At 72.2% G+C, this 26,677-nt stretch carries 23 protein-coding genes; 14 read left to right on the top strand and 9 right to left on the bottom strand.

Going from position 1 to position 26,677, the window contains the following annotated elements:
* Nucleotides 1–26: 26 nt before the first annotated feature.
* Both AB0B39_RS09140 and AB0B39_RS09135 read right to left on the bottom strand, forming a co-directional pair.
* Nucleotides 27–947 carry an RNA polymerase sigma-70 factor gene (locus AB0B39_RS09140; protein WP_357573951.1) on the bottom strand — a complete coding sequence of 307 codons (921 nt, stop codon included), beginning with the start codon at nt 945–947 and terminating at the stop codon, nt 27–29.
* The gene (locus AB0B39_RS09135) at nt 944–2,134 is read right to left on the bottom strand and encodes an FAD-dependent oxidoreductase (RefSeq protein WP_357573950.1); all 1,191 of its coding nucleotides are present in this window, start codon (nt 2,132–2,134) and stop codon (nt 944–946) included. The genes AB0B39_RS09140 and AB0B39_RS09135 overlap by 4 nt, the downstream gene beginning before the upstream one ends.
* A gap of 133 nt (nt 2,135–2,267) precedes the next feature.
* On the opposite strand from AB0B39_RS09135, the gene AB0B39_RS09130 reads away from it, so the two are divergent.
* Complete coding sequence (locus AB0B39_RS09130) at nt 2,268–3,539, top strand: MFS transporter (RefSeq protein WP_357497287.1); 1,272 nt, start codon at nt 2,268–2,270, stop codon at nt 3,537–3,539.
* Nucleotides 3,540–3,555: 16 nt separating this feature from the next.
* Here AB0B39_RS09130 and AB0B39_RS09125 read toward each other — a convergent pair whose 3' ends face one another.
* A complete protein-coding gene (locus AB0B39_RS09125) occupies nt 3,556–4,041 on the bottom strand; it encodes a GNAT family N-acetyltransferase (protein ID WP_357573949.1) in 486 nt (161 codons plus the stop codon).
* A gap of 152 nt (nt 4,042–4,193) precedes the next feature.
* On the opposite strand from AB0B39_RS09125, the gene AB0B39_RS09120 reads away from it, so the two are divergent.
* Entirely contained in the window at nt 4,194–4,853 is a 660-nt protein-coding gene (locus tag AB0B39_RS09120; RefSeq protein ID WP_357497283.1) for a fasciclin domain-containing protein, read from the top strand.
* A gap of 173 nt (nt 4,854–5,026) precedes the next feature.
* On the opposite strand, the gene AB0B39_RS09115 is transcribed toward AB0B39_RS09120, so the two are convergent.
* Nucleotides 5,027–6,100: a LacI family DNA-binding transcriptional regulator gene (locus tag AB0B39_RS09115; protein ID WP_357573948.1), complete on the bottom strand. Its 1,074-nt coding sequence runs from the start codon at nt 6,098–6,100 to the stop codon at nt 5,027–5,029.
* A gap of 93 nt (nt 6,101–6,193) precedes the next feature.
* Here AB0B39_RS09115 and AB0B39_RS09110 point away from each other — a divergent pair, with 93 nt between their 5' ends.
* From AB0B39_RS09110 to AB0B39_RS09065, 10 genes are all read left to right on the top strand, one after another.
* Entirely contained in the window at nt 6,194–6,910 is a 717-nt protein-coding gene (locus AB0B39_RS09110; protein ID WP_357573947.1) for a cupin domain-containing protein, read from the top strand.
* A 241-nt stretch (nt 6,911–7,151) separates the two neighbouring features.
* Nucleotides 7,152–8,114, top strand: a complete 963-nt coding sequence (locus tag AB0B39_RS09105) for an ABC transporter permease (protein ID WP_357573946.1) — start codon at nt 7,152–7,154, stop codon at nt 8,112–8,114.
* A 23-nt stretch (nt 8,115–8,137) separates the two neighbouring features.
* Nucleotides 8,138–9,142, top strand: coding sequence for an ABC transporter substrate-binding protein (locus AB0B39_RS09100; RefSeq protein WP_357497276.1), 1,005 nt, complete (start codon nt 8,138–8,140; stop codon nt 9,140–9,142).
* A 4-nt stretch (nt 9,143–9,146) separates the two neighbouring features.
* Nucleotides 9,147–9,941, top strand: a complete 795-nt coding sequence (locus AB0B39_RS09095; RefSeq protein ID WP_234582529.1) for an ABC transporter ATP-binding protein — start codon at nt 9,147–9,149, stop codon at nt 9,939–9,941.
* Between the two features lie 39 nt (nt 9,942–9,980).
* On the top strand, nt 9,981–11,132 hold the full coding sequence (locus tag AB0B39_RS09090; RefSeq protein WP_357497274.1) for a Gfo/Idh/MocA family oxidoreductase: 1,152 nt from the start codon (nt 9,981–9,983) through the stop codon (nt 11,130–11,132).
* Nucleotides 11,129–12,283 (top strand): dihydrodipicolinate synthase family protein, encoded by a 1,155-nt coding sequence (locus tag AB0B39_RS09085; RefSeq protein ID WP_357573945.1) that lies wholly within the window; start codon nt 11,129–11,131, stop codon nt 12,281–12,283. The genes AB0B39_RS09090 and AB0B39_RS09085 overlap by 4 nt, the downstream gene beginning before the upstream one ends.
* Nucleotides 12,280–13,083, top strand: coding sequence for a sugar phosphate isomerase/epimerase family protein (locus tag AB0B39_RS09080; RefSeq protein ID WP_357573944.1), 804 nt, complete (start codon nt 12,280–12,282; stop codon nt 13,081–13,083). Before AB0B39_RS09085 ends, AB0B39_RS09080 begins: the two co-directional genes overlap by 4 nt.
* Nucleotides 13,076–14,281 carry a hypothetical protein gene (locus AB0B39_RS09075; protein ID WP_357573943.1) on the top strand — a complete coding sequence of 402 codons (1,206 nt, stop codon included), beginning with the start codon at nt 13,076–13,078 and terminating at the stop codon, nt 14,279–14,281. Before AB0B39_RS09080 ends, AB0B39_RS09075 begins: the two co-directional genes overlap by 8 nt.
* A gap of 56 nt (nt 14,282–14,337) precedes the next feature.
* On the top strand, nt 14,338–15,282 hold the full coding sequence (locus tag AB0B39_RS09070; RefSeq protein ID WP_357497268.1) for an acyltransferase domain-containing protein: 945 nt from the start codon (nt 14,338–14,340) through the stop codon (nt 15,280–15,282).
* Nucleotides 15,283–15,629: 347 nt separating this feature from the next.
* Nucleotides 15,630–18,632 carry a S8 family serine peptidase gene (locus tag AB0B39_RS09065; RefSeq protein ID WP_357573942.1) on the top strand — a complete coding sequence of 1,001 codons (3,003 nt, stop codon included), beginning with the start codon at nt 15,630–15,632 and terminating at the stop codon, nt 18,630–18,632.
* A 48-nt stretch (nt 18,633–18,680) separates the two neighbouring features.
* Here the strand turns inward: AB0B39_RS09065 and AB0B39_RS09060 are convergent, their stop codons facing one another.
* From AB0B39_RS09060 to AB0B39_RS09045, 4 genes are all read right to left on the bottom strand, one after another.
* Nucleotides 18,681–19,436: a hypothetical protein gene (locus AB0B39_RS09060; RefSeq protein WP_357573941.1), complete on the bottom strand. Its 756-nt coding sequence runs from the start codon at nt 19,434–19,436 to the stop codon at nt 18,681–18,683.
* 55 nt (nt 19,437–19,491) lie between these two features.
* Entirely contained in the window at nt 19,492–19,917 is a 426-nt protein-coding gene (coaD, locus tag AB0B39_RS09055) for a pantetheine-phosphate adenylyltransferase (RefSeq protein WP_357497262.1), read from the bottom strand.
* A complete protein-coding gene (locus tag AB0B39_RS09050) occupies nt 19,914–20,447 on the bottom strand; it encodes a DUF6817 domain-containing protein (protein ID WP_357497260.1) in 534 nt (177 codons plus the stop codon). Before AB0B39_RS09050 ends, coaD begins: the two co-directional genes overlap by 4 nt.
* Before the next feature lie 163 nt (nt 20,448–20,610).
* Entirely contained in the window at nt 20,611–24,075 is a 3,465-nt protein-coding gene (locus AB0B39_RS09045) for a ThuA domain-containing protein (protein ID WP_357573940.1), read from the bottom strand.
* A 220-nt stretch (nt 24,076–24,295) separates the two neighbouring features.
* Between AB0B39_RS09045 and AB0B39_RS09040 the strand changes: the two genes are divergently transcribed.
* Both AB0B39_RS09040 and AB0B39_RS09035 read left to right on the top strand, forming a co-directional pair.
* Nucleotides 24,296–25,534 carry a hypothetical protein gene (locus tag AB0B39_RS09040; protein ID WP_357573939.1) on the top strand — a complete coding sequence of 413 codons (1,239 nt, stop codon included), beginning with the start codon at nt 24,296–24,298 and terminating at the stop codon, nt 25,532–25,534.
* Between the two features lie 50 nt (nt 25,535–25,584).
* Complete coding sequence (locus AB0B39_RS09035; protein WP_357573938.1) at nt 25,585–25,932, top strand: DUF6193 family natural product biosynthesis protein; 348 nt, start codon at nt 25,585–25,587, stop codon at nt 25,930–25,932.
* 41 nt (nt 25,933–25,973) lie between these two features.
* Here the strand turns inward: AB0B39_RS09035 and AB0B39_RS09030 are convergent, their stop codons facing one another.
* Nucleotides 25,974–26,615, bottom strand: a complete 642-nt coding sequence (locus AB0B39_RS09030) for a hypothetical protein (RefSeq protein WP_357573937.1) — start codon at nt 26,613–26,615, stop codon at nt 25,974–25,976.
* Nucleotides 26,616–26,677: the final 62 nt, after the last annotated feature.

The raw sequence follows: 26,677 nt of genomic DNA, 5'->3' as shown, positions 1-26,677 counted from the left end.
CCCGGGAGTCCCTCCCCGGGGCCGTTTCAGGACGACCAGACGTCGTGGGCGGCGCCGGTGGCGACGGCCCGCAGCTTGTCGGGATTGGCGACGTTGTGGATGGCGGCGACCCGACCGTCGGCGTCGACATCGAGGGTGACGGTGGCGATCACCCGGCCCGCGCCGCGGAACACCACGCCCGGCCCGCCGTTGATCTCGGCCAACGCGACTGTCATGTCGGCGGGCTGGACACCCTGGTAGGGCACCGTGCCGATGGCGGCGAACCAGGTGGCCACCGTGCGGGCGCCCACGATCGGCCGCAGGGCCTGGCGGACCTTGCCTCCGCCGTCGGTCCACAGCGTGACGTCCGGGGACAGCAACTCCAGGAGGGTGTTGATGTCCCCACCGGTGGCGGCGGCGACGAACCGTTCGGTGACCCCGCGCTGGCGGGCGCGATCCGCCGGGAAGCGGGGACGTCGGGCCCGGACGTGCTCGCGGGCGCGGTGCGCGGCCTGGCGCACCGCGGCCTCGGAGCGCTCCACCGCCTCCGCGATCTCGGCGTGGCTGAAGTCGAAGACCTCCCGCAGGACGAACACCGCTCGCTCCAGTGGGCTGAGTGTCTCCAGCACGACCAGCATGGCCATCGACACCGACTCGACGTCCGTGACGGCGTCGGCGGTGTCACCGCTGGTGAGGATCGGCTCCGGCAACCACGGCCCCACGTAGGTCTCGCGTTGACGCTGGGCCGAGCGCAGACGCTGCAACGCCACGTTCGACACGATCCGCGCCAGGTACGCCCTCGGGTCGGCGACCTGCGAACGGTCGGCCGCCGACCAGGCGATCCAGGCGTCCTGCACCGCGTCCTCGGCGTCGGCCGCACTACCGAGGACGCGGTAGGCCACCGCGAACAGCAGGTTGCGGTGGAGGTGGAACACCTGCTGGTCGGCGCCGTCGCCGGGCCGGGTCACCGCGCGTCCCGCAGGCGGGTGAAGCGGCCACCGCGCGGCCAGAACGCGCCGGACGCCGGCATCCGCGACATGCGACGGTACGTCGGCCAGGGGGAGGCACTCACCGTCTCCTTGTACCAGACGGCGGTACGGCCGGTGAGGCACAGCCGGCGCGGGCTGTCGTCGGGGTGGGTGAACTGCACGAGGGCGTCATGCCGTCCCAGGCTCACCGGTGTGTGGTAGTAGCCGAAGCGGAACGGCTGCGGCTGTCGACCCCGCACGCTGCGGGCGATCGACACCCCGACGTGCACACCTGTCGGCATGCCGCTCTGGCACGTGCCGTGCAGAACGCCGTAGCCCTGCCGGACCGCCGCGGCGTCGCCCACCGCGTACACGTCCGGATGTGAGACCGAGCGCAGCGTCGCGTCGGTGACGACGCGACCGCGATCGTCGACGGTCAGCCCCGCGGCTGCTGCCAGCGGCGACACCCGCGTGCCGCCGGTCCAGAGCACGACCGCGGCGGCCACCGTCCGCCCGTCGGCCAGTTCGACCCCGTCCGGCAGCACCCGCGTCACCGCCGCGCCGGTGTGCACCTGGACGCCCAGGCGCGTGAGGGCGTGACGCAGGTAGGCCCGTGCCTTCGCGTTCATGCCCGCCCCGGGCTCCCGCTGGCCGACGAGCACGACAGTCAGTTCCGGGTGCCGCTCGGCGATCTCGGCCGCCGCCTCGACGCCCGTCAGCCCGCTGCCGGCGACGACGACGGTGCCCGCGCCGAGCCGCGCCAGCCGGTCGGCGAGCGCCGCCGCGTCCGCCGGGCTGTCCAGGGTGTACGCGTGCTCCTGCGCGCCCGGCACCGCTGCCGTGTCGGCGACGCTGCCCAGCCCGTAGACGAGGGTGTCGTAGTGCAGCACCTGGCTGTCGTCGACCCGGACGGTCCGCGCGTGCGCGTCCACAGCCGTCACCCAGCCGCGGACGAACCTCGCGCCGGTTTCCGCCAGCAGGGTGGGGATGGTCAGCTCGGCGACGTCCTGTCCGGTCGCCGTCATGTGCAGCCGCAACCGCTCGGTGAACCGTTCCTGCGCGTTCACCACGGTCACCCGCACGTCGGAGCGTCGCCGGGTGCGCGCCGCGAGTTGGATCGCCGTGGCCATGCCCGCGTAGCCCGCGCCCAGGATCACGACCCGGTGCGGGGTCTGTGCTGTGCTCATCGTGGTGCCTCTCCGCTCGCCGTCCCTCGCCGATCGAGGTGACGACCACGAGATGCGGTACGCCGACCGGTTCGTGACATCGGCCCGGTGTGACGGTCGGCACGGCGCTGCGAGGGCCACTACCCTCGACGGGATGAGCCGAGCTGCCAGCCCTCGGCGGGCTCCGCTGTGGCGGGACCGCTCCTTCGGCACGTACTGGATCGCGCAGTCGCTCTCCGCGGCCGGTGACGCGTTCGCCTACCTGGCGGTGCCGCTGCTGGTGTTGCAGGCGACCGGGTCGGTGGCGCAGATGGGCCTGCTCACCGCAGTCGCCGGCGCGGCGTCGGTGGTCGCCGGGATCTTCGGCGGGGTGCTGGTCGACAGGTACGACCGCCGTACGCTGATGATCGTCGCGGACCTGGCCCGTCTGGTCCTCTACGCCCTGGTGCCGCTGGCCTGGCTCGCGGGCCCGCAGGTCTGGCTGCTCTTCGTCGTGCTGCCGATCTGCGAGGCGGCCGGCATGCTGTTCCAGGTCGCGGCGGTGACCGCGGTGCGCAACCTCGTCGACTCCGACCGGCTCACCGAGGCCAACGGCCGCCTCCAGGCGACGTTCGCGGCGGCCGCCGTCCTCGGACCGCTGCTCGCCGGCGTGGTGTCGGCCCGCTTCGGTCCGGCGGTCGCCATCGCCGTCAACGCGGCGAGCTTCGCGCTCTCGGCGGCCGGCCTGCGGCTCATCCGCTTGCGCAGCGCTCCGGCCGCCGACGTCGCGGTGCCGCGGGAGCGCCCGCTGGCCGAGTTCCTGGCCGGGGCGCGGTTCCTGTGGCGACAGCCCGTGCTCCGCGCGCTGACCGTCCTGCTGTCGGTGTTCATCTTCCTGACCTACGGCTTCACCGATGTGCTGATCTACCACGTCACGCACGACCTCGGCGGCACCGAACGCACGGTCGGCGCGGTGCTCGGCCTGGCGGCGCTGGGCACTGTCGCCGGGGCGCTGCTGGTGGCCCCGCTGCGCCGTCGGCGTGGCTTCGGCGCCACCTGGATCGGCGCGCACGCCGTCTGCGGGTTCGCGGTGGCGGGCGCCGGCATGGCGACGACAGTGCCGGCGGTCACCACGCTCACCGCCGTCTACCTGTGCTGTCTCAGCGTCGGCGGGATCTGCTCGATGTCGCTGCGCCAGGAGATCACCCCCGACCATCTGCTCGGCCGGGTCACCTCGGCGTTCTGGAGCACGCACTACGCCCTCGGGCCGGCCGGCGCCGCCATCCTGACCTGGGCCGCCGGCCGGTACGGCGTCGCGGCTGTCGCGTTCGCGGCCGGAGCGGGCTGCCTGCTGGTCGCCGTCGGCGGGCTGTTCACCCCGATCCGCCGCGCTGGCGCGCAGACACATCTGTCGCCTCCGGCCGTCCCGGTGGGTCAGGCCGGCTGACCACCGGCGGGGGCGGTCAGAACTCCTGGTACATGACGTGCAGACCGACCCGGCCGAGGGTGGGGTGGCAGAAGGCGCCCGACACGGTGCCGACCACGTCGAAGCCCTCCCTGCGGTACAGCTCGACCGCCACCCGGTTGGTCTGCACCACTGCGTTGAACTGCATGCCTGCGTACCCCCGGCGCCGTGCCCAGGTCAGGGCGTCGCGGCACAGCGCGGTGCCCACACCCCGGCCCCGCGCGTCGGCGGCGACCAGGAAACTGGCGGTGGACACGTGCGCGCCCGGCCCGGGCCGGTTGGTGCCCATCTTCGCCGTGCCGAGCACCCGCTCGCCGTCGACCGCGACGACGGTCCGGCCGGGCGGGGCCTCCACCCAGACGCGGTACGCCGTGTCCGCGGTCATGTCCGGGTCGTAGGGGAAGGTCTCCTGTGCCCGGACCACGTCCTCGATCATCGGCCACACGTGCGACCAGTCCTGGTCGTCGAAGTCACGGATCAGCACCGGCGCAGGCTACGCGGGGCGCCCGGGCGGGGACACCGGATTTCGGCTGCCGAACTTTCCCGGCGACGGCTGCATCCGGGCGGTGTGCCGGCCGCGAAGCATGTGTCGTGACGAGACGTCACGGATCCGTCGCTTCGACGAAAGGCCCGCTGATGAAGATCGCACGATTCGCCGCCCGGATGGCGGTGGGCGCCGTGGCCACCGCGCTCGCCACCACCGCAGTGGCCGTGCCGGCCCAGGCGACCGGTAAGGCCAAGCCGCTCGGCACGACGTCGCTCGCCCAGGTGCTCACGAAGGACACGAGCGGCTTCGACCGCAACTCGCGGGACTTCGACGTCCTGACCGCGGCCGTGCTGGCGGTGCTCGAGGCCAAGCCGGACTCGCCGGTGAAGGTCCTCACCGACGGCACCGTCGCACTGACCGCGTTCCTGCCCAACGACGCCGCGTTCCAGCAACTGGTGCAGGAGCTGACCAAGGCCAGGAAGCTGCCCGGGGAGAGCGCCGCGTTCGCCGCGGTCGCCGGGCTGGGTATCGACACCGTGGAGACGGTGCTGCTCTACCACGTCGTGCCGGGCTCGACGATCGACCGCAGGGCGGCCCTCAAGGCCGACGGCGCGGAGCTGACCACCGCCCTCGGCCCGAGCGTCAAGGTCGACGTCCGCACCTACTGGTTCATCTTCCGCCAGCTGCGACTGGTCGACGCCGACACCAACGACCGTGACGCCCGCGTGGTCACGTTCGACGTCAACAAGGGCAACCGGCAGATCGCGCACACCGTGGACCGGGTGCTGCGCCCGATCGACCTGCCCTGACCCACCCCGGTGGCGGCCGACCCCGCGTCGGCCGCCACCCGCACGGGCCGCGCCGTGCGCCGTGATCTGCTCGTTCGCGCGCCGCCGGGAGGACGTACCGCAGCCGGTTCGTCCTCGATCCGCAACCCAGCTACGCCGTCCGTCCTGACCGGACTCCGCGGGGCCGAGCCCGGTCAGGAGGCGGCGTCGGCTCGCCGGGCGCGGGGCGCCGACGCGGTCGCCTCGCGCCGCTGGGTCGGCGCCGGCCCGGACGTGTCCCGGCGGATCAACTCGGCGGACAGCACCTCGACCCGGGGAGCCGGCGCCTCCGCGCCGAGCACCAGGGACATCGCCCGGACTCCCATGTCGACGAGCGGCAGCCGTACGGTGGTCAGCGCGGGCGTCACGTCCCGGGCGATCGGCATGTCGTCGAAGCCGACCACGGAGACCTGCCGCGGCACCGCCAGCGAGCGGGCCCGCAGGGTGGCGAGGGCGCCGATGGCCATCGAGTCGTTGAGGGCCACGATCGCGGTCAGCCCGGCGTCGGCGTCGAGTAGCCGGGCGGTGGCCTCGGCGCCGCCGTCGCGGTCGAACTCGGCGTACCGGATGCGGTGCTCGGGCAGCTCGCGGCCCTGCTCGGCGAGGGCCTGGCGGAGCCCGGCCAGCCGATCGGTGGTGGTGGTGAGGATGCGGGGGCCGGCGACCACGCCGATCGCCCGGTGCCCCAGCTCGCACAGTTCGCGACCGGCGAGGTGACCACCGGCCCGGTTGTCCGGCATGACGGCGTCGCCGGAGTGCTCGTGGCGACCGATGACCGCGACCCGCCCGCCGGTCGCCTCGTACGCGGCGAGCTTCTCGTTGAGCTGCCGGGTGAACGCCTCGTCGTGGTAGCCGGAGCCGGCCAGGATCAGCGCCGCCACCTGGTGGCCGCGCAGCAGCTCCACGTACTCCAGCTCGCGGTCCGGGTCGCGGTAGCTGTTGCAGATCATCAGCAGCCGGCCCTGGTCCGTGGCGACCCGTTGGAGCCCTCGGGTGATCTCGGCGAAGTACGGGTCGGAGACGTCGTGCACGATCACGCCTACCGCGCTGCGGTGCGAGCGGGCCAGCAGTTGGGCGTGCGCGTTGGGCACGTACTGCAACTCGGCGACGGCGGCGAGCACCCGCTCGCGCAGCTCGTCGGTGACCGGTTTGCTGCTGCCGTTGATGACGCGGGAGGCGGTGGCGGGTGAGACGCCCGCGCGTCGCGCCACGTCGGACAGGGTCGCCATGGCCCGCCCCCTCGGTCTGTTGACGGCGTTTCGCCGCGCCGGCTAGCGTCACCGTACCGCAGAGAAAGCCCTTTCCCGCAGGGAGGCCCGGCCATGTCCGATCGCTTCGCGGCGCTTCCCGGCGGGATCGGCGTCTCCCGGCTGCGCGTCTACGACACGGGCGCCCCGGACGGCGTCGTCGGTGGCACCCCGCACGTGCACCTGTGCTGCACCGAGGGGTACGTGGTGACCGACGGCGAGGGCGCGGTGCAGACCCTGACCACTGCCGGGTTCCGGGAGACGCCGCTGCGGCCGGGGGCGGTGGTCTGGTTCGAACCGGGCACCGTGCACCGCCTGGTGAACACCGGTGGGCTGAGCATCGTGGTGCTCATGCAGAACAGCGGCCTGCCCGAGGCCGGCGACGCGGTGCTGACCTTCCCACCCGAGGTGCTGGCCGACCCGGCGGCGTACGCCGCGGCGGCGGCGCTGCCCGACGGGGGAGCGCCGGGCGCGGACGTGCGTGCCGCGTACCGCCGGCGGGATCTGGCGGTGACCGGCTTCTCGGCGCTGCGGTCCGGCGGGCCGGCGGCGCTGGCCGCGTTCCACGCCGCCGCGATCGCGCTGCGCCAGCCGTTGCTCAGGCGGTGGCGGCAGCGGTGGGAAGCCGGCGCCGGCCGCGCCGCCGCCGACACCGCCGTGCAGCTCGACGCCCTCGGGCGGGGGGATCCCGGACACCTGGGCGACGCCGGGGTGTACGCGGTGCCCGAACCGGTCGAGCGGGGCCGGCTCGGCATGTGCGGCCTCCTCGACACCTACCCGGCCGGCGACTGACGGCGCTCGTCGCGTCGTCCGTCCGGAGTGGAGGGTCCCGATCCGCCGCTGTCTCGCTGACGGCGGGGTGTGCGCGGGCCGCCGGTGGCCCGGCGCGTGCGGGGCCGGGCTGATCGACGAATAGATCGAGGAAAGGCCTTGCCCGGCGTGAGGGGGCCGCCTACGCTCCAGGAAAGCGTTTGCCTGATCCGCCGACCGGCCCGCTCCACGAGTGCCGTGCCGGGCCCCGAGGAGGTTCCGCGTGACCGAGAACTCTTTGGACACGGCGGGCCGGTCGGCCGCCGCCGACCAGGTGAGCGGTGCGCGGGCAGCCGCCTCCGCGCCCGAAAAAATCGGTGCGGCAGTCGTCGACGGTCCGTCCGGGGTGGCACAGCCGCCGTCCGGTGGTGGCCGTGCACCACGCCCGACGCTCGGTCGGCGCGCGGCGGGCGTCGCCGACTCGCTGTGGCGACCGGCCCTGGTGCTGGTCGCCTTCTTCGTCGCCTGGTGGTTCGTCGCCGCCCGGGAGTACGTGCCGAACTACCTGGTGCCCACTCCCGGCCAGGTCTGGACCACGATGACCGGCCAGTGGTCCGAGCTGGCCCGGCACACCATGGTCACGCTCTACGAGACGGTGCTCGGCTTCGTGCTGGCCGCCGCCCTGGGGCTGGCCACCGCTGTCGCCATCGCCTACTCGCGCACCCTGGACAAGGCGCTCTACCCGATCGTCCTGTTCGCACAGGTCATCCCGAAGATCGCCATCGCGCCGCTGCTCGTGGTCTGGTTCGGTCTCGGCCTCACCCCGAAGATCATCCTGGCCGTGCTCATCGCGTTCTTCCCGGTGGTCATCTCCGGGGTGGCCGGCCTGCGGTCCACCGACCCGGAACTGCTCGACCTCTCCGCCACCATGGGCGCCGGGCCGTGGCGCACCTTCCGCAAGATCCGTTTCCCGAACGCGTTGCCGCACCTGATGGCCGGCCTCAAGGTGGCCGTCACCCTCGCCGTGGTCGGCGCCGTGGTCGGCGAGTTCGTCGGGGCCAGCGAAGGGCTCGGCTACGTCCTGTTGCTGGCCAACGGCAACCTCGACGCCCCGCTGCTGTTCGCCGACCTGATCCTGATGTCCGCCATCGGCATCGTCCTGTTCGTCCTGGTCGAGATCGCCGAGGCACTGCTCATCCCGTGGCACGCCAGCCGCCGTGCCGGCGTGTCCCTCACCACCTCCTGACCGACCCCATCACGGAGGCACCGATGAAACGCACCGCCACCACCATCCTGGCCACCACCGCCCTGCTCCTCGCCGCCACCGGCTGCGGTGCCGACGACTCCACGGGCACGACCGGCGCCGACGGAAAGAAGCAGGTCACCCTCACCCTCAACTGGGTGCCGTACGGCGAACACGCCCCCTTCTACTACGGCCTGCAGAAGGGCTACTACTCGGCCGAGGGCATCGACCTGAAGATCCTGCCCGGCAACGGCTCCGGCAACACGGTCAAGCAGGTCGCCCAGAAGCAGACCGACTTCGGCTGGGCCGACAGTCCGGTGCTGCTCAAGTCCGTGGCCAGCGGGATGCCGGTGCGCAGCCTCGGCGCGTACCTGGAGAAGGGGCCCTCCTCGGTCGAGTTCTTCACCGAGGAGAACATCAAGACACCGGCGGACCTGAAGGGCAAGACCGTCGGCGGTACGCCCGGCGACGCCCTCTACGCGACCTTCCCGGCCTGGCTGGAGAAGAACGGCGTCAACAAGAACGACGTCAAGGTGGTCAACGTCGACGCGGCCGGCAAGATCGCCGCGCTCGCCGAGGGCAAGGTCGACGCCATCATGGGCTTCTTCCACGACCAGGCCCCGACCATCGAGAGCAAGACCGGCAAGAAGGTCGACGTGCTGCTCTTCGCCGACTACGGGATGAACCTGCTCGGCACCGGCCTGATCGCCAACACGCAGACCCTGCAGAAGGACCCGGAGCTTGCCCGCAAGTTCGTCCGGGCCACCCAGAAGTCCTGGGCCGACGCCGCCCGCGACCCCGCCGGCGCGGTGAGCGCCATGGCGGCCCTCGCCGAGAACGAGCCCGCCCCCGAGGTGCTCACCAAACAGCTCACCCTCAACCTGCCGCTGCTCGGCGGGGACGGCCCGCCCGGAGTCAACACCGAGGCCCAGTGGTCCGAGACCATCGACCTGATGTCGCGCTACGCCGAGCTGAAGGACCCGGGGGCGCCCAACGCGTACTGGGACTCCTCGTACGCGGCGCAGGGGTGACCCGGTGAGCGCCGCGCCGGCAGCTACCGGCACCGCCATCGGAATGTCCGGGGTGACCGTCCGGTTCACCACCCGACGGTCGCAGACCACAGCCCTCGACGACGTGTCGCTCGACATCGAGCCGGGGGAGTTCGTCACCATCGTCGGCCCGTCCGGCTGCGGCAAGTCCACCCTGCTGAAGATCGTCGCCGGGCTGGTCAAGCCCACCAGCGGCGAGGTGTCGTTGCTGGAGCGCCCGGTACGCGGCCCGCAGAAGGAGATCGGCTTCGTCTTTCAGAAGGCCGCGCTGCTCGAGTGGCGCGGCGCGCGGGCCAACATCCTGCTCCAGGCCGAGATGCGCGGCATGGACCGGGCGCAGGCGGCCCGCCGCGCCGACGAGCTGATCGAGATGACCGGCCTGACCGGTTTCGAGAAGGCGTTACCGCACGAGCTGTCCGGCGGCATGCAGCAGCGGGTGGCGCTGTGCCGCGCGCTGCTGCACGCCCCGCCGGTGCTGCTCATGGACGAGCCGTTCGGCGCCCTGGACGCGCTGACCCGGGAGCAGATGAACGCCGAGCTGCACCGCATCTGGCGGGAGACCGGCACCACCGTCGTGCTGGTCACCCACTCCATCGCCGAGGCGGTCTTCCTCGGCACCCGGGTCGTGGTGATGAGCGCCCGGCCCGGCCGGATCATCCGCACCTTCGCGGTCGAACTGCCGGCGCACCGCGACTACGCGCAGGTGATGTCGGACCCCCGCTTCGACCGCCTCGCCACCGAACTACGCGGGTTGCTCGGCAGCGCGGCCGCCAACCACTGAACGCGGATCGGCACCACCCAGCACGACGGAAGGAACACCATGACCCGCAGGTCCATCGGCATCATCGTCAACGGCGTGACCGGACGGATGGGCTACCGCCAGCACCTCGTCCGGTCCCTGCTGGCCATCCGCGAGTCCGGCGGCGTGCCGGTGGCCGACGGCACGACCATCTGGCCGGAACCGGTCCTGGTCGGGCGCAACGAGACGAAGCTCCGCGAGCTCGCCGAACGGCACGGCCTCACAGACTGGACCACCGACCTGACCTCGGCGCTGGCCCGGGACGACGTCGAGATCTACTTCGACGCCCAGGTCACCCAGCAGCGGGAGAAGGCGATCCGTCAGGCGATCGAGGCCGGCAAGCACATCTACACCGAGAAGCCCCTGGCCGAGGACACCGCCGGCGCGCTCGACCTGGCCCGGGCCGCCGCCGCGGCCGGCATCCGCACCGGCGTCGTGCAGGACAAGCTGTTCCTGCCCGGTCTGCGCAAGCTCAAACGGCTCATCGACGGCGGCTTCTTCGGCCGGATCCTCTCGGTGCGGGGGGAGTTCGGCTACTGGGTCTTCGAGGGCGACTGGCAGCCGGCCCAGCGCCCGTCCTGGAACTACCGGGCCGAGGACGGCGGCGGGATCACGTCCGACATGTTCCCGCACTGGCATTACGTCCTGGAGGAGCTGTTCGGCCGGGTCAACGCGGTCTCCTGCGTGACAGCCACCCACGTGCCCGAGCGCGTCGACGAGGACGGCCGCACCTACGCGGCCACCGCCGACGACGCCGCGTACGCCATCTTCGAACTCGACGGCGGGATCATCGCGCAGATCAACTCGTCCTGGGGCGTGCGGGTGTACCGCGACGAGCTGGTGGAGTTCCAGGTCGACGGCACCGAGGGCAGCGCCGTCGCCGGGTTGCGCAACTGTCGGGTGCAGCACCGGGCGGTCACTCCGAAGCCGGTGTGGAACCCGGACCTGCCGGTCACCGAGGACTTCCGCGCCCAGTGGAGCGAGGTGCCCGACAACGAGGAGTTCGACAACGGCTTCCGGGTGCAGTGGGAGGCGTTCCTGCGGCACGTCGTGGCCGGCGAGCCGTTCCAGTGGGACTTCCTGGCCGGCGCGCGCGGCGTGCAGCTCGCCGAGCTGGGGCTGCGCGCGGCCCGCGAGGGCGTCCGCGTCCAGGTTCCGGAGCTGCGCGCGTGAGCGCCGCCGACGTGGTGCTGCCGGGCGGGCGGCGACACCGGCTGGCCGGGGGGACCGGCTTCGCCCGCCCGGCCGCCCCGGCGACCGGCCGGATCGCGTACGCCGCCGCGCACGTGGTCGCCGACCCGGGCGCGGAGAACGTGCCGGGGGCCCCGGCGGCCGTGGACTGGGACACCACACTCGCGTTCCGGCGGCACCTGTGGTCGTACGGGCTGGGGGTCGCCGAGGCGATGGACACCGCCCAGCGGGGGATGGGCCTGGACTACCCGGCCACCCGGGAGCTGATCCGGCGCAGCGCCGCCGAGGCCCGTGCCGTGGGCGGCCGGATCGTCGCGGGCGTCGGTACCGACCAGCTGCCGCCCGGCCCGGCCACCCTGTCGGCGGTCGCCGCCGCGTACCGCGAACAGCTCGACGACGTCCGCGCGGCCGGCGCCCGGCCGGTGCTGATGTGCAGCCGGCACCTGGCCGCCGCCGCCCGCGGCCCCGAGGACTACCTCCGGGTGTACGACGAGCTGCTGACCGCCGCCGACGAGCCGGTGGTGCTGCACTGGCTGGGCCCGATGTTCGACCCGGCGTTGACCGGATACTGGGGATCCGCCGATCTGGACCTGGCCGCCGACACGGTCGTCGAGCTGATCAAGGCGCATCAGTCCACCGTGGACGGCATCAAGGTGTCACTGCTGGACGCCGGCCGGGAGGTCGCGTTGCGCCGCCGGCTACCGGCGGGGGTACGCCTCTACACCGGCGACGACTTCCACTACCCGGAGCTGATCCGGGGTGACGAGGTGGGCCACTCGGACGCGCTGCTCGGGGTGTTCGCGGCGATCGCACCGGCCGCCGCCGCCGCGCTGGCCGCCCTCGACCGGGGCGACCTGGCGACGTACGACGAGATCTTCGCGCCGACCGTGCCGCTGGCCCGGCACCTGTTCGCGGCGCCGACCTGGCACTACAAAACGGGGATCGTGTTCCTGGCCTGGCTGGCGGGTCACCAGGACCACTTCACCATGGTCGGTGGCGCGCAGTCCGGGCGGTCCCCGGCGCACCTGGCGACGCTGCTCACCCTGGCCGACGCGGCCGGGTTGCTGCCCGACGCCGACCTGGCCGCCGCCCGCGCGCGGGCGTTCTTCACCGTCGCGGGCGTGGCCCAATGAGTGTGGAACGGTTCTCGTTCAACCAGGCCACCGCCCAGCACTGGGCGCTGCCCGACGTGGTCGCCGGTTGCGTGGCGGCCGGCGTGCCGGGCATCGGGTTGTGGCGGGAGCCGGTGGCCGGGTACGGGCTGGCCCGTTCGGCGAAACTGGTCCGCGACGCCGGGCTCGTCGTCACGTCCCTGTGCCGGGGCGGCTTCTTCACCGCCGACGACTGGCGTACGGAGAACCTGCGGGCCATCGAGGAGGCCGCCGCGCTGGGCGCACCCGAGCTGGTGCTGGTCTCCGGCGGTCTGCAGCCCGGCAGCCGGGACATCGACGGCGCCCGCCGTCGGGTCGCTGACGCGATCGGCGAGCTGGCCCCGCACGCGGCGGCGGCCGGCGTCCGGTTGGCCATCGAGCCGCTGCACCCGATGTTCGCCGCCGACCGGTGCGTGATCGCCACCCTCGGCCAGGCGCTGGACATCGCCGAGCGGTTCGACCCGGCGGTGGTCGGCGTGGTCGTCGACGCGTACCACGTGTGGTGGGACGACACGGTGTACGCGCAGATCGCGCGGGCCGGCGCGCGGATCGCCGCGTTCCAGGTCTGCGACTGGGTGACCCCGCTGCCCGAGGGGGTGCTGCTCGGCCGGGCGCTGCCCGGCGACGGGTGCATCGAGTTGCGCCGGCTGCGCGAGGCGGTCGACGCGGCCGGCTACCGCGGGCCGATCGAGGTGGAGGTCTTCTCCGCCGAGGTGTGGGCGCGTCCCGGCGCACAGGTGCTGGACGAGGCGATCGCCGGTTACCTGCGCCACGTTGTCTGAGCGACTGCCCGACGGCGGGTTGGCCGGCGCGCGGACGTCGTCCCGGGATGACCCACCCGGACGGCGCTGGCCGTCGGCGGCCGGCGCCTGGCTGGGCATCGGCACCGCGCCGGCCACCCTGGTGCTCGGCGCGGCGATGGCCGCCCGGCACGGCGGCGCGGTGCCGGTGACCGGGCTGCTGGTCGGCGGGGCGCTGATGGCGGCGCTGCTCTGGGGGCAGGGCCGGATCGGCCTGCGCCGGCCGCTCGGTGACGGCGGGACGTTGACGGCGGTGCTGCCCGCGTACCTGGGCGACACCTCACGGCTGTTGTTGGCGGCCGTGCTGACCGTGTCGATGATCGGCTGGAACGGGTTCAACGTCGGGCTCGGCGGCGCGTCCCTCGCGGCGTTGGCGCACCTGCCGGGCTGGGCCGGGCCGGCGCTGCTGGAGGTGGCGGTCCTCGCCGTCTCCTGGGCGCCGGCCCGGTACGGCAACCGGGTCGCGGTGCTCACCACGCTCAGTGCGGTGGTGCTTGTCGGCTGGTGCCTGACCGTGCTGCCGCCGCCCGGTGCCCCGGTGCGTCTCGCCGCCGGTGGGCTGGCCGACGGTGCCGCGCTGATCGGCTACGCGGCGGTGTTCGCGTTGCGGGCGCCGGACTTCAGCGTGGGTCTCGCGCGGCGGCGGGACCTGGTCTGGTGTGTGGGGCTGCTGATCGGGCCGGCGTTGCTGGGTGTGCTCGCGGGTGCCGGCCTGTGGCTGCGTACCGGCTCGGCGGACGTGGTCGCGCTCCTCGCCGCCGGGTCGGGGCTGGCCGCGTACGCCAATCTGTTCGTCGCGGTGGCCGTCTTCGCCGCGGCGTTGACCACCACCTACTCCGGGGCGCTGGCGGTGCGCGGCCTGACGCCGCGGGTGCCGGCGCGGCCCGCGATGGTCGCCGTCGCGGTGCTCGGCGGGCTGCTGGCGGTGGCGCGCTTCGACCGTCTCGTGCTGCCCTGGTTGACGCTGCTGGCCGCCGCGCTGCCGGTGCTTGTGGTGCCGATGGCGACCGAGGCGGCGGCCCGCCGTCGCGGCCGGACCGCGCGGAGGGTGCCCGCCTGGTGCTGGATGCCGCCGGCGCTTGTCGCGGTCGCCTGCACGCTCGCCGGGATCGGCGTCGCCCCGCTGCTCGGCCTGGGCCTCGCCGCACTGCTCACAGTGCTCTGGAGGCGTCTCGCGTGACGCTGGCGAGAAGATGCCGGCCGCGCGGGAACGCCGCCCGGCGGTAGAGTCGCCCGGTGGACGTGGACGACACCGCCGCCCGGCTCGGGGTGCCCGTCGAGGCGGTCGAGCGTGTGCACCGCCTCGCCGGCGACCGGCCGTCGGCCCCGCTGCCCGCCAAGGCCGACGCGCTCGCGATGCTCGACCGGCTCGCGGTCCGTCCGGACGACGCCGCCGAGATCATGGCCGGCTGGCCCGACCCCGACTCGCCACTGTGGACTCCGGAGCTGCGCTGGCTCCTGGACCGCTCGATCGCCCTGGTCCGCGCCGATCTCGGCGGCTACGTCTGGCTGCCGCCGGGCCCGGAGCTGCCGCGCGAACGGGGCCCGGCGTGGCAACACCTCTACGTGTACGCGTACCTCGCCCTCGTCGGTGTCGTTCGGGACTACCACCGCGACCACGGGGTTCCCGACGCCGTGTCCTGGGCGACCCTCGCGGACCTGGGTCGCAACCTCGCCGTCGACCGGCGGATGCGCCGCGAGGGGTGGCCGGTCATGCAGAGCTGGTTGACGCTGCACGTGCGGGGCGCCGTCTACGAGCTGGGCCGGTTGCAGCACCACCGTGGTGACGGCGCCATCGGCCTGCACATCCCCGACTCGGGGCCGCTGACCCCGCAAGCGGTCTCGGCGTCGCTCGACGAGGCCCGCGCCTTCTTCCCGCGCCACTTTCCCGACGAGCGTTACACGGCGTTCTCCTGCGGCTCGTGGCTGCTCGACCCGCAGCTGCGGGACTACCTTCCCGAGGATTCCAACATCGTCCGCTTCCAGCGACGATTCGAGCTGGAGCCCTACGAGGAGCCCGAAGGGCTGGACGCCGACGTCGAGGTGCGGCGCTTCGTGTTCCGCACCCTGAGCACGCCGCTCGACCAACTGCCGCGCCGCACCGCCCTGCAACGGGCGATCGTCGACCACCTGACGGCCGGCCGTCACTGGCAGTGGCGTCAGGGCCGCTTCGCGATCTGAGCGGGCCGGTCGTTCCGGCTGGTGCCGTGGGTGCTTCTGGTGCGCCACGTTTTACTGCCCGCGATCGTCATCGCCGTGGTGTGGTTCCGGCCGCAGCAGGCGTGACCTGCGACCGGAAACATGATCTAGGCACGGCTGACGCATCGTGATCTTATGTGCACCAGCGATCCGTAACACCGAGCAAACCCTCGATTAACCGTCGCGGGCTTAGGTGGGGGAGCGCTCCCATGAGCGGGTCGCGATCGATGAGGCAGCTCCACAAGGGAGCGATGGAAAGGAGTCTCGTGTCTTCACGCACGAGCGGGAACAGGCTGCGAAGGCTGGCGATACCGACGCTGGTCGTCGCGATGATCACCGGCACAACCGGTGTAGCGGGATCGGCGTCGGCGGCCCCGGGGGACCGGCCAGCCAGCAGCGGGCCGGGTTACTTCTCCACCGGATCCGACCGGCGCACCACCCTGACCGACGGGGCGGACCGTCGCCCCGGCAACAGTGAGACCAGCCCGAAGGCCGCCGTGGACGCGTCCGGCTCCGGCGTCTACATCGTCGAGCTGGCCGAGGCCCCGCTGACCACGTACGTCGGTGGGACCTCCGGGCTGGCGCGAACCCGCCCGACGCCGGGCGGCCGGCTGGACGTGACGTCCGCGCCGTCGCAGGCGTACCGCCGGCACCTCGACACGCAGCGGGCCGCCGTCGCCGCCGCGGCCGGTGTCCAGGTCAAGGCGGCCTACACCGCCGCCTTCAACGGCTTCTCGGCGAAGCTGACCGCTCAGCAGGCGACCGCGTTGCGGGCGGACAAGCGCGTTCGCGCCGTCACCGCCGCACGCGCGCTCGGCACCCGATCGACGTCGCCACTCGCGACCACCACGACGGCCCCCACCCCGACCGCCGCCACCCCGGGTGAGGCCGAGCGGTCCGCGGCCGAGCGCACCACCACCAAGCCGGTCAAGCCCGGTCCCGCGACCGGCGCGGGCACGGTGATCGGCGTCCTGGACACCGGCATCTGGCCGGAGAGCGCCTCGTTCGCCAAGAAGATGCCCGCACCCCCGACCTGGCACGGCACGTGCCAGACCGGCGTGGCCTTCGTGGCCGAGCACTGCAACGGCAAGATCGTGGGTGCCCGGTACTTCGCCGACACGTGGCTCGCGGGCGGCGGCTCGGTGCCCGAGGGTGAGCTGCTCTCTCCCCGCGACATGGAGGGGCACGGCACGCACACCGCCTCGACTGCCGCCGGTCTGCCGATCTCGGACGTCACCATCGACGGTCGGCGCTTCGGCCCGATCTCCGGGGTGGCGCCGGACGCCCAGATCGCCGTCTACAAGGTGCTCTGGGCCGGGATGGGCTTCGACGCCGACATCATCGCCGGCATCGACGCGGCCGTCGCCGACGGCGTGCAGGTCCTGAACTTCTCGATCGGCTCGCAGCTGGGCGACTGGGAGGCCAACACCCCCATCGGTGTCGCCTTCCTCAACGCCACCCTGTCCGGGGTCTTCGTGGCGGCGTCGGCGGGAAACACCGGCATCGTGAGCGGCGCCATCAGCAACGCGGCACCCTGGGTCACCACCGTCGGCGCGGCGGTAACGAACCTCGACGAGGCGACGCTCAAGCTGGGCGACGGCACGAAGCTGGTCGGTGGCTCGCTGGACGCGCTGCCCGGTGGCGCCACGCGGCCGATGGTCTTCGGTGACCAGGCCGGATCGCCGGAGCTGGGCGCCGTCTACTGCGAACCGGGCAGCCTGGACCCCGCCAAGATCAGGGGCAAGGTCGTCGCCTGCGCGCTGTCCGACACGTTCGCTTCCGCCGCCGAGGTCAAGACCAAGGGCGGGGCAGCGATGGTGCTGTTCGACCCGGTCGGCAACTACCGGGTCAACTCGATCTACAACTTCCCGGTGGTGTACCTGCCGACCGAGAAGCAGGCCGGCACGCTGTTCAACTACCTGATGCGGCACCCCACCGACGCGACGGTGTCCCTGCGCACCGGCGGTGACGGCTCCAGCGTTCCGGGCGTCCCCAGCGTCGCGGACTTCTCCTCCACCGGCCCGGACAAGGTGACCTTCGGCGTCTTCAAGCCGGACCTGGTCGCCCCGGGGTCGGACATCATCGCCGCCGTCTCACCGGCGGGCAACTTCGGGCGGGAGTTCGACGCGTACTCGGGCACCTCGATGGCGTCGCCGTACGTGGCCGGCGCGGCGGCGGTCCTGCGTGCCACCCACCCGGACTGGACGCCGGGCCGGGTCGCCTCGGCGCTGCGGACCACCGCGACCGACACCGTCGGCACCACCAGCCCGCTGGACCAGGGCAGCGGCTTCATCAACCTGAACCGGGCCACCGACCCGGGCCTGGTCATCGAGCCGACCGCCGCGGAGCTGGTCGCCTTCAGCCAGACGGCCCAGCCCGACGGCAAGGAACTCAACCTGCCGGCCATCTCGCTGCGCGAGTACGACGGCACCCACCCGGTGACCGTCACGCGCACGCTGACCAACGTGGGCAAGGCGCGGGAGACCTACCGGTCGTCGGTGTCCGGCCTGCCCGGCATGAAGGTCACCGTCACCCCGGCGTCGGTGACGCTGGCGCCGGGCAAGTCCGCGACGGTGACCATCACGCTGCGCCGGGGCAACGCCCCCTGGGACCGGTACGTGACCGGGTCGATCACCTGGAAGGGCAAGGGGCACAGCGCCCGCATCCCGGTCGCCGCCCGCCCGTGGGGGATCAGCGCCCGGCCGTACGGTGACGACGGCGAGGAGTTCGGTCGGATGACCAGCGGCTCCTTCGGCTTCGTCCAGCCGGGCTTCACCGGGCCGCTCGCCGGTCGCAGCACCGGTTACACGCCGATGCTGCGCAAGTCGTACTCGATGCCGGCCGGCGTCTACGGCGGCGTCTTCGACCCGAGCGCCTCCGGCGTGAAGGCTGTCGACTTCACCGTGCCGGCGAACACCGCGGGCATCATCGTCGAAGCCAACACCGAAGACCCGAACACCAACCTCGACCTGTACCTGTACAAGGGCGACACCCTGGTCTACAGCAGTGACAGGTACTGGACCAGCTTGGAGCAGGCGTACAAGTTCCTGCCCGAGCCGGGGCGCTACACCGCGTACGTGTTCGCGCAGGTGCCCGGTGGCCCGGTCGTCGACTTCGAACTGCGGCACGCCATCATCGGTCGTAACGCCAAGTATTCGCCCGCCACGCTCACGCTGCCGTCGACGACGGAGCGCGGTCAGAGCGTCAACTTCACGTTGAAGCCCAACGGGCCGCTGCCCGAGGGCGACTTCTGGGCGTACACCGAGTACAACACCAACGGCACGATCATCCCCGGCAATCTCGTCTCCACCCAGCAGAGTGCCTGGCAGTAGTTCCTGACGGAGCGTGGGGCGGTGCCGTCGGCGCCGCCCCACCTTCCGTTATCGCTGCCAGGCGTCGATGGCCCGCACACCGTCGCGCACGGTCCGGTCCAGGATGGTCGGGTTGCCGCTGCTGCCCTCCCAGCCCTGGTCGTGGAACACGGTCACCGCCCCGTCGACCCGGGCCACGGCGATCTGGGCGGAGGACTCGCCCTCGCCGGTACGCTCGCCGCTCAGACTCGTGGTGGCCCACGTGCGGGTCACCAGCAGCGCCTCGTCCCCGACGCCGGGCAACGCCTTGCTCGTGACCGTGACGGGGTTGCCGCCCTGGTCGTATGAGGGGCACGCCCGCACCGCGTCGCGCAGGCGTCGCAGGTAGTTCGAAGCGCCGTCACCCTCGAAGGTGAAGATGGTCTGGTGGATCATGCCCTGCGGCGTGTTGCTGTCGGCCTCGCCGGCCTTCTTGTAGGTCACCGTCATCGCCGCGCTCGCGGTGACCTGCCGGCCCCCGGTGCCGAACTCGTTGCCACACAGCGTCGGTAGGGCCTCGGTGACGGGCGTCGTGCGGCGGGGGGACTTTCGCAGCTCGGCGGGCAGCTCGACGAACGCCGACGTGGGGATGGTGACCGGCCCACTGGCGCTCGCGGATGGTTGCCCTGTCGGGCTCGGGGTGGCGACCGCGCTCGTCGACGACCCGGTCGACGACGCCGCGTCGGGCGTGTCCCCACCCGTCGTGCAGGCGGTGGCCAGCGCGACGGTGGCCAGCAACGGCAGGATCAGCGCCCGGGTGGTCGGCGACAGTACGTACCGGCTCATCTTTTCCCCTCACCTCTACCCCGAGCAGTTCCCCGCGCCGAGCCGGCGGAAACGGTCAGCGCTCCAGCGCGCGCACCGCTGTCGACGAGACGGCGGCCAGTTCGGGCTGCGCGGGCAGGAACACCGTAGGAACACCCAGCGCCTGGTTCATCGCGGCGAGTTGGTGCTCGTACCGGAGATCGGTGGTGTTGCGCACGCCTCGAACGATCACTCCCACGTCGTGCCGGTGGCAGTACGTGGAGGTCAACCCGTTCCAGGCCACAACGGTGACGGACGTCCACTCGACCGGCAGGACGGCCCGTACGGCGGCCGCCCGCCGCACCTCGTCGGTGCCCGGACGCTTGCTGCTGTTGACCGCGACGAGCACGACCACTTCGTCGAAGAGCTCGCGTGCCCGGCTCACCACGTTCACATGCCCGGGGGTGAAGGGATCGAAGGTGCCGGGGTAGACGGCTCGTACGCGTACGCGCCCGGGTGTCACGCCCCCAGGACCCGCTGCGCGTCGTGAATGACCGATGCGGAGGCCGCCGGAGCCCAGGAGGCGAACAGCGCCCGGAAGTAGGCGCCGTGCCGCTCAGCCACCGCGCGATCGTGCTCGATGACGTCCAGTTCGTTGACGATGCTCAGGTCGATGAGCGACCGACGTCGATCCCCACCCGTCGTTCTCACCTGACCGACGAACCTGTCGAACACCTGGCCGGTCGTGGCCAGCTCCGGCCAACTGCGTTTCCGGTCGCAGGCGCCGTACAGATAGACGAGTTCCTCGGCGTCCGCGCCGATCAGATCCCGCAGGACCGCACGATCGGCCCGGTCGAGCAGGGTGCGGTCGAACCCGTCGGTGCCGTAGACGGCGTGGGTGAGGCCCGCAACCTGTACGTCGCCGTCGCAGCCGAGCGCGGCGAGTCGTTCGCTGACGCGACAGAGGTGGGCGTACAGATTGCCGCCGGGATGTGCGATCTGCTCAGCGCCCCGGTCGCGGAGCCAGACCCGCACGGCGGTGTCGGTGCTCATGGCCCGACTGTAGGTACCGACTGCCGGAACCCGCTGCCCCCGGACGGGGGCAATATGTCACAGCGCCTGGGTGGATGTCGCCACGATCTCTGCCGGCAGCGGCTCCGCGCGGCCGTCTCGCCGGTGGCGGACGGGGTGTGGCCCGTCCGCCACCGACCTGTGATCAGCTGACCGTGACGGTCAGGTTGATCGAGCGGGTCTCCCCGCTGGTGTAGGTGGTCGTCACCCGGGCGGTGTAGGTGCCCTTGCGCGGGTAGCTGTGAGTCGTCGACCGCAGGGTCGCGCCGTGCGAGACGGCGCTGTTGTCGCCGAAGTCCCACGCGTAGTCGGTGATGCTCTGCCCCGACGGTGCCGTCGCGGTGGCGGTCAGCGTGGTGGTCAGCGGCGCGGTGCCGCTGGCCGGGTTGGCCGCGAGCGACAGCGTTCCGCCCGGTTCCTGTTTGACGCCGGCCCCGTTGAACCGCAGCCAGTCCAGCGAGAGCAGGTCCGGTGTGCCGCCGACCTGGGCGGCGTTGACGAACTTGGCGTACAGGACCGTGGTGCCGGCGGGTTTGTTGGTGAGCGTGACGGTCGGCGAGACCAGGTTGTCCCACCCGCCGGTCGAGCCGATGGTGGCCGAGCCGATCAGGGTGCCGGTGGGGGAGCCGGTGCGCAGCTCGATGACGCCGCCGAGGCCGCCGTTGGTCACCCCGAGCGTCACCGAGCCGACGTTGCGCAGGTCCACCGGCCCGTACGATGCCCAGTCGTTGTGGTCGACGTCGCCGAGCCGCTTGCCGGCGCGGGCGGTGGTCCGGTCGTTCACGGTGAGACCGGACTGGGCGCTGAAGTGCTCGGCCTCCTTGCTCTTGGGTTGCAGCTGCGCCCGGGTCGAGCCGGTCAGCGCCGGTACGCCGCCGGCCGCGCCGCCGTCGGTGTACTGCGCGGTGACAACTGTGTAGAGGTTCTGCCCCGGCCCGTGGCCGTCACCCGCGTCCGCCTCGGTGGCGAGCAGGCCCGAGCAGCCGGTGTAGACGTCCAGCGGGTGGGCGTGCGTGTCGTGGCCGAGCTGGGTCTGGACTGTCACCTTGGCGCAGTCGATGGTGGCGTCCTCCGGGTCGGTGACCGTCACCGTGTAGGGGATCTTGTCGCCGAAGTCGAAGAACCCGCCGTCGGGCACGGTGATGGTCACCGTGGGCCGGGTGTTGCCGACCACCACGTCGGTGACGGCGCTGGCGGCCAGGCCGTTGCCGGTGTTGCGGACGGTCAGCCGTGCGGTGAACCTCCCGGCCGCCGCGTAGGTGAAGCTGGGATTGGCGGCGGTGGAGTCGGTGGTGCCGTCGTTGGTGAAGTCCCAGGCATAGCTGAGCGCCGAGCCGTCACCGGCCGCCGTCCCGGCCGAGGAGAAGCTGACCGCGAGCGGCGTACGTCCGCTGTCCGGGGTGGCGGCGATCTTCGCGGCCGGTGGTCGGCCGTTGGCCACGTAGTCGATCCGGTAGATGCCGGCGCCGGCGTTGCTGCCGCCACGACCGCTGCCGGTGCCCTCACCGAAGTCGATGACGTAGAGCGAGCCGTCCGGGCCGAACTCCGCCTCGAAGGGCTGGATCCAGCTCATGTTGTCGAAGATTCCGTTGATCGACTGGAGGTCGCCGACGGCGGTGGGACCGAAGCGCGAGTTGGTGAAGGTCTGCGCGGTCCGGTGGATCGAGAGCGTCTTGAACCACTTGCGGGTGAACTCGTAGGTGATCCACTTGCCGTCGAAGTACTCCGGGAACTTCGTGGTGCGGCTGTTGGCCGGGTCGTAGTCGTAGACCGGCCCGCTCATCGGGCCACCGCCCCCGGTGCCGACCTCCGGGAACTGGCTGGAGGCGGAGTACGCGTACCAGACCAGTGCCGGCTTCGCCGCCGGCAGGGCGGTCAGACCGGTGTTGTTGGGGGAGTTGTTCGTCGGTGCGGCGCAGGTGAACTTCGCCCCGGAGGTGCTGGTGGCGAAGTTGTAGTCGGTGAACGGGATGTTGTTGCCCACGCAGTACGGCCAGCCGTAGTTGCCGGCGGTGGTGATGCGGTTGAACTCGACAGTCCCCTCCGGACCGCGGTTGGGGTCGGCGGCGCGGGCGTCCGGGCCGTAGTCGCCGACCAGTACCGCGTTCGTCTGCGGCTCGATGGTGATCCGGAACGGGTTGCGCATGCCCATCGCGTAGATCTCCGGCCGGGTCTTCGCCGTGCCGGCCGGGAAGAGGTTGCCGCTCGGCACGGTGTACGTACCGTCGGCCTGCGGGGTGATGCGCAGGATCTTGCCGCGCAGGTCGTTGGTGTTGCCGGCGGTGCCCTGCGCGTCCCAGGCGGCCCGACCGGCCTGCTCGTCAATGGGGGTGTAACCGCTGGAGGCGAACGGGTCGGTGTTGTCACCGATCGCGGCGTACAGGCGACCGGCCGCGTCCATGGCCAGCGAGCCGCCCATGTGCGAGTTGGCGCGACCCACACCGCGGTACGTCGGAACGGTCAGCAGCCGCTTCTCCGAGGACAGCGCGACGCTGTTGTTCGCCACAGTGAACCGGGACAGGTTGAGCTGTTTGAGGGTCTTGTCCGACCAGAGCAGGTAGACCCAGCCGTTGCTGGCGAAGTTGCGGTCCAGGGTCATCCCGAGCAGCCCGTCGGACTGGTCGGTCATCGCCGAGGTGTAGGCGAAGTCGAGCAGCGTGGTGACCTGGAGCGTGTCCGAGTTGACCACCTTGAGCGCGCCGGTGCGCTGGATGTAGTAGACCTTCCGGTCCGGGGCGACGGCCAGCTCGAAGGGGTCGGCCAGGTTCTCGGTGACCAGGCCCACCCGCTCGAAGTTTCCGGTTCTGGTGGCCGAGCAGTCGCCGGCGACCGCGCCGGCGGCCCACTCGATGCCGTAGCGCAGATGCTCCAGGAACGCCGGCTCGCTGAACCGGGAGCTGGCGTGCCCGCCGGCGGTGAACCACGACCGGCCGCCGTCGTAGCGCTGACACCAGGAGTACGCGTGGTCGACGCCCTCGTCCAGGCCGCTGACCCCGTCGCGCACCTTGATCTGCGCGAGGGTGTGCACGTTGCCGGTGGGGTTGGTCCGCCAGTTGTACCACTCCTCGCTCTGCTCCCACAGCTCCGGCAGGTTACGGGTGGAGGGGTGGGCACGGTCCAGGACCTTGACCCGGCCCGGGTACGTGCCGCCGGTGGCCGAGAAGTCGGGGTGGTGGTCGAAGATGGTGCCGACCAGGCCCTCGTACCACGGCCAGTCGCGTTCGCTTGCCGAGGCGGCGTGCAGGCCGGCCCAGCCGCCGCCGTTGCGGATGAACGTCTGCAACGCCGCGCGCTGGCTGGCGTTGAGCAGGTCGCCCGAGGCGGGGGTGGAGTTGGTGTTGTTGAAGACCAGGGCGTCGAAGGTGGCGAGGTTGGCGTCGGTGAAGGCGCCCGCGTCGGTGGTGGCGACCACGTCGAAGTTGTGCGTGGCGCCGAGCTGCTGGATCGCGGCGACGCCGGCCGGGATCGAGTCGTGGTAGAAGTTGGTGATCTTCGAGAAGACCAGCACCCGGAATCGCGGCGCGGCCTGGGCGGGCAGGGCGGTGGTGGTGCTCAGCACGGTGGCGATGGTGAGCAGGGCAAGGCAGATCGCGCGCAGGTGTTTGGGCATGGGGGCGCTCCCTGTCGGACGGTGAGGGTCGGAAAGCGCTTTCTCGCTGCCCGCATCACGGTACTGAGAGCCAACGATGACCGTCAATAGCCGTCGGGTAAGCGGTTTCCTGCGGTAATGGCCGCGCCCGCGAACCCTGGTCGGGTCTCGGACGGATCACCCGCGTGCCGTCGGGTCGAGGGGACAGCGGGCGTCCGCCGGTCGATGGCAGGATCGGCCGATGCGCGTTCTCTTCGACGGCCCGGCGCCGGTCGCCTACGGGCAGATCTACGTGACGAGTCGTGAGCTGCCGGACATGAGCGGGGCGTTCGCCGGGCAGGCGAACGGCCTCTGCGGGGCCGGCCAGGCGGGCGCGCTGTTCCTGATGACCGGCACGCACACCGGGCGGGTCCACTTCCGAGTCGAGGTGTACGACGGTGAGCCGTCGGCCGCGGCGCAGGAGTGGGAGGAGGTGGTGGAGGCGTCGTTTCTGCCCAGGGCCCCGGTGGTCGACCTGGTCCCCTGGGGCGACGGGTCACTCGCCCCGTTGCCGCTGACCCCCGAGGGGCAGGACGCCGGCCGGCTGCCGGTCTACCGCGTGCGGTACTGCGCCACGGGCATGGACGAGGGGCGGGACCCGTTCGGCGGGTTCGACCCCGACGAGCTGGACGACGGCGATTACACGTACATGGATCGGCGTCCGGACCGCTACCTGCTGTGCCTGTGGCCGGAGGGCTCGACGGGCGAGGGTTCCCGAGTCGCCGTGCCGCGCGCCGACGCGATCGTGCGCCAGACCAGCCGGGCCGCCGCGTACTGGCACGGCTGGGCGGCCGGGTTGCCACCCCCGCCGACCCTGTGGGAGCAGGTCGAGGCCGAGATGCTCAGGCGGTTGGAGCGGGAGCGCCGCGATCAGGAGTACCGGAGGCGGGACGAGCTGCGGCGCTGGGGCGGTGGTGCGCCAAGTGAACGGCTCCGGCAGGTGCGCGGCAACGTCCACGGCATCGCCGTGCTGGACCGCGACCTGGTCGACGGGGTGGCGGCGGCCGGCGCCGGCATTCAGCGCCAGATCGCGATCTGGGCGGCACGGCGGGCGTTCACCGTCGCCGGCATCGCGGACCTGGACTGGATGACACCGGCGTGGACGGCCCTGGATCGGGGCGAGCCGCTACCCGCCGAGTTCGCCGATCACACGGCACTGTGGACGCGAATCCGGGGCGAGCCGCCCGTCATGTTCTCCACCGTCTCGCTGCGCCCGGCGGGTCACGGCCCGGCCGATTCGCTCGGCGCGGTTCTCGACGCCCCGGTGGACCCGGTCCCGATGGCGCTTCCGGCACTGATGGCCGCCGGCGAGGCGGACCCGCTGCAGGCCGCGCTGGAGGCGCTGTGGGCGGCGGTCAGCACGTACGCCGCACGGCGGGACGAGTTCCTGGCGGAGGTGCGGCGGGCCTTTCCGGTCATCAACGAGCCAGAGCGGCACTGACCCCGTCAGGTGTCCTGCTCAGCCTGGCCCGGCAGTGGGAGGATGGCTCGATGGAGGAGAACGGCGAAGCCGCCGAGACGTGGCGGGATCTCGTGCACGGCACACCGGGGTGGTGGTCCGGCGAGCCGGTCGTCACCGCCGCCTACGAGCACCCGACGTTGCGAACGCTCTTCCCGCTTCCCACGCACGGAACGCTGAAGTTCTTCCGGACCGCCCGGCCACCGTACCCCGCTGTCCGCACCGACGACCTGCCCTTCATCGTGGGTGGCGGCCCTCCCTACCAGGTCTACACCCCGGGCTATGGACGGCTGCTCGGTGAGGCCACGACAGCGGCGGAGGCCGTCGAGCTCGTCGTCGCGAGCCTTCCCGGGTCGGCGTCCCCCGACCCGAGGGACTGATTGCCACTCATCGCGGCGGCCGCACCGTCTCGCGGCGAGGGTCACAGGGTCCCGGACTCCGGCCAGTGGGACCAGTGTGTGTTGGGTGGTAGGTCTGGCGCGTACCGACTCACGTCTCCCGTCGCCAGCACGTCGGCGAGCTGGCGGAAGGTCGTTGAGCCGCTGGGAAGGGTGTCCTGGACAAGGTCCGGGTGGTGCCATCGATCCAATCGCATGATCTCGGGGAGGTCGGCCGGGATCCGCCGCCGCAGCTCGACGTCGTCGGCCAGGAGCAGCTCCCGGTGTTCGGGGACGAGCCGGCGAAACACGTCGATGAGTTCCTCACCCGGCTCGGCTGCTACGGCGATCCGCCGGCCTCGTACCTCGATCGGGTTTCCGCAGTAGATCTCTGGCTCGTCGACATCCTCGATCTCGTCCCAGTTGTCGATCCGGCTGAGGAAGTCTTCGTTGCCAAAGCCCGGCTGTCCCGTGGTGAGGCAGTTGCCGAAGACGTGCAGGACGTCGATGAGGTTGCCGGCCCTGGGCGAATATCCCAACGCCTCCACGATGAGCGCCCACCGGTGCGCGTCGCGATAGGCGTGCAGCCGTGCGTCGACCGCGTAGTAGTAGCCGTGGCCCAGGTCCGGGAACCGGAAGTCCTCGGCCGCGGCGTCGAGCTGGTCGAGGATCTCGGCGGAGAGCATGGTCGTGCAGTGTAGCCACGGGTTCACCGACACGATCATGCGCGAGTGTCTGCTGCGATCCG

The sequence above is a fragment of the Micromonospora sp. NPDC049114 genome (genome assembly GCF_040648635.1).
In the GTDB taxonomy this organism is placed as follows: domain Bacteria; phylum Actinomycetota; class Actinomycetes; order Mycobacteriales; family Micromonosporaceae; genus Micromonospora.
The sequence above is the reverse complement of the archived record's forward strand: the minus strand, read 5'-3'. Positions and strand labels throughout refer to the sequence as shown.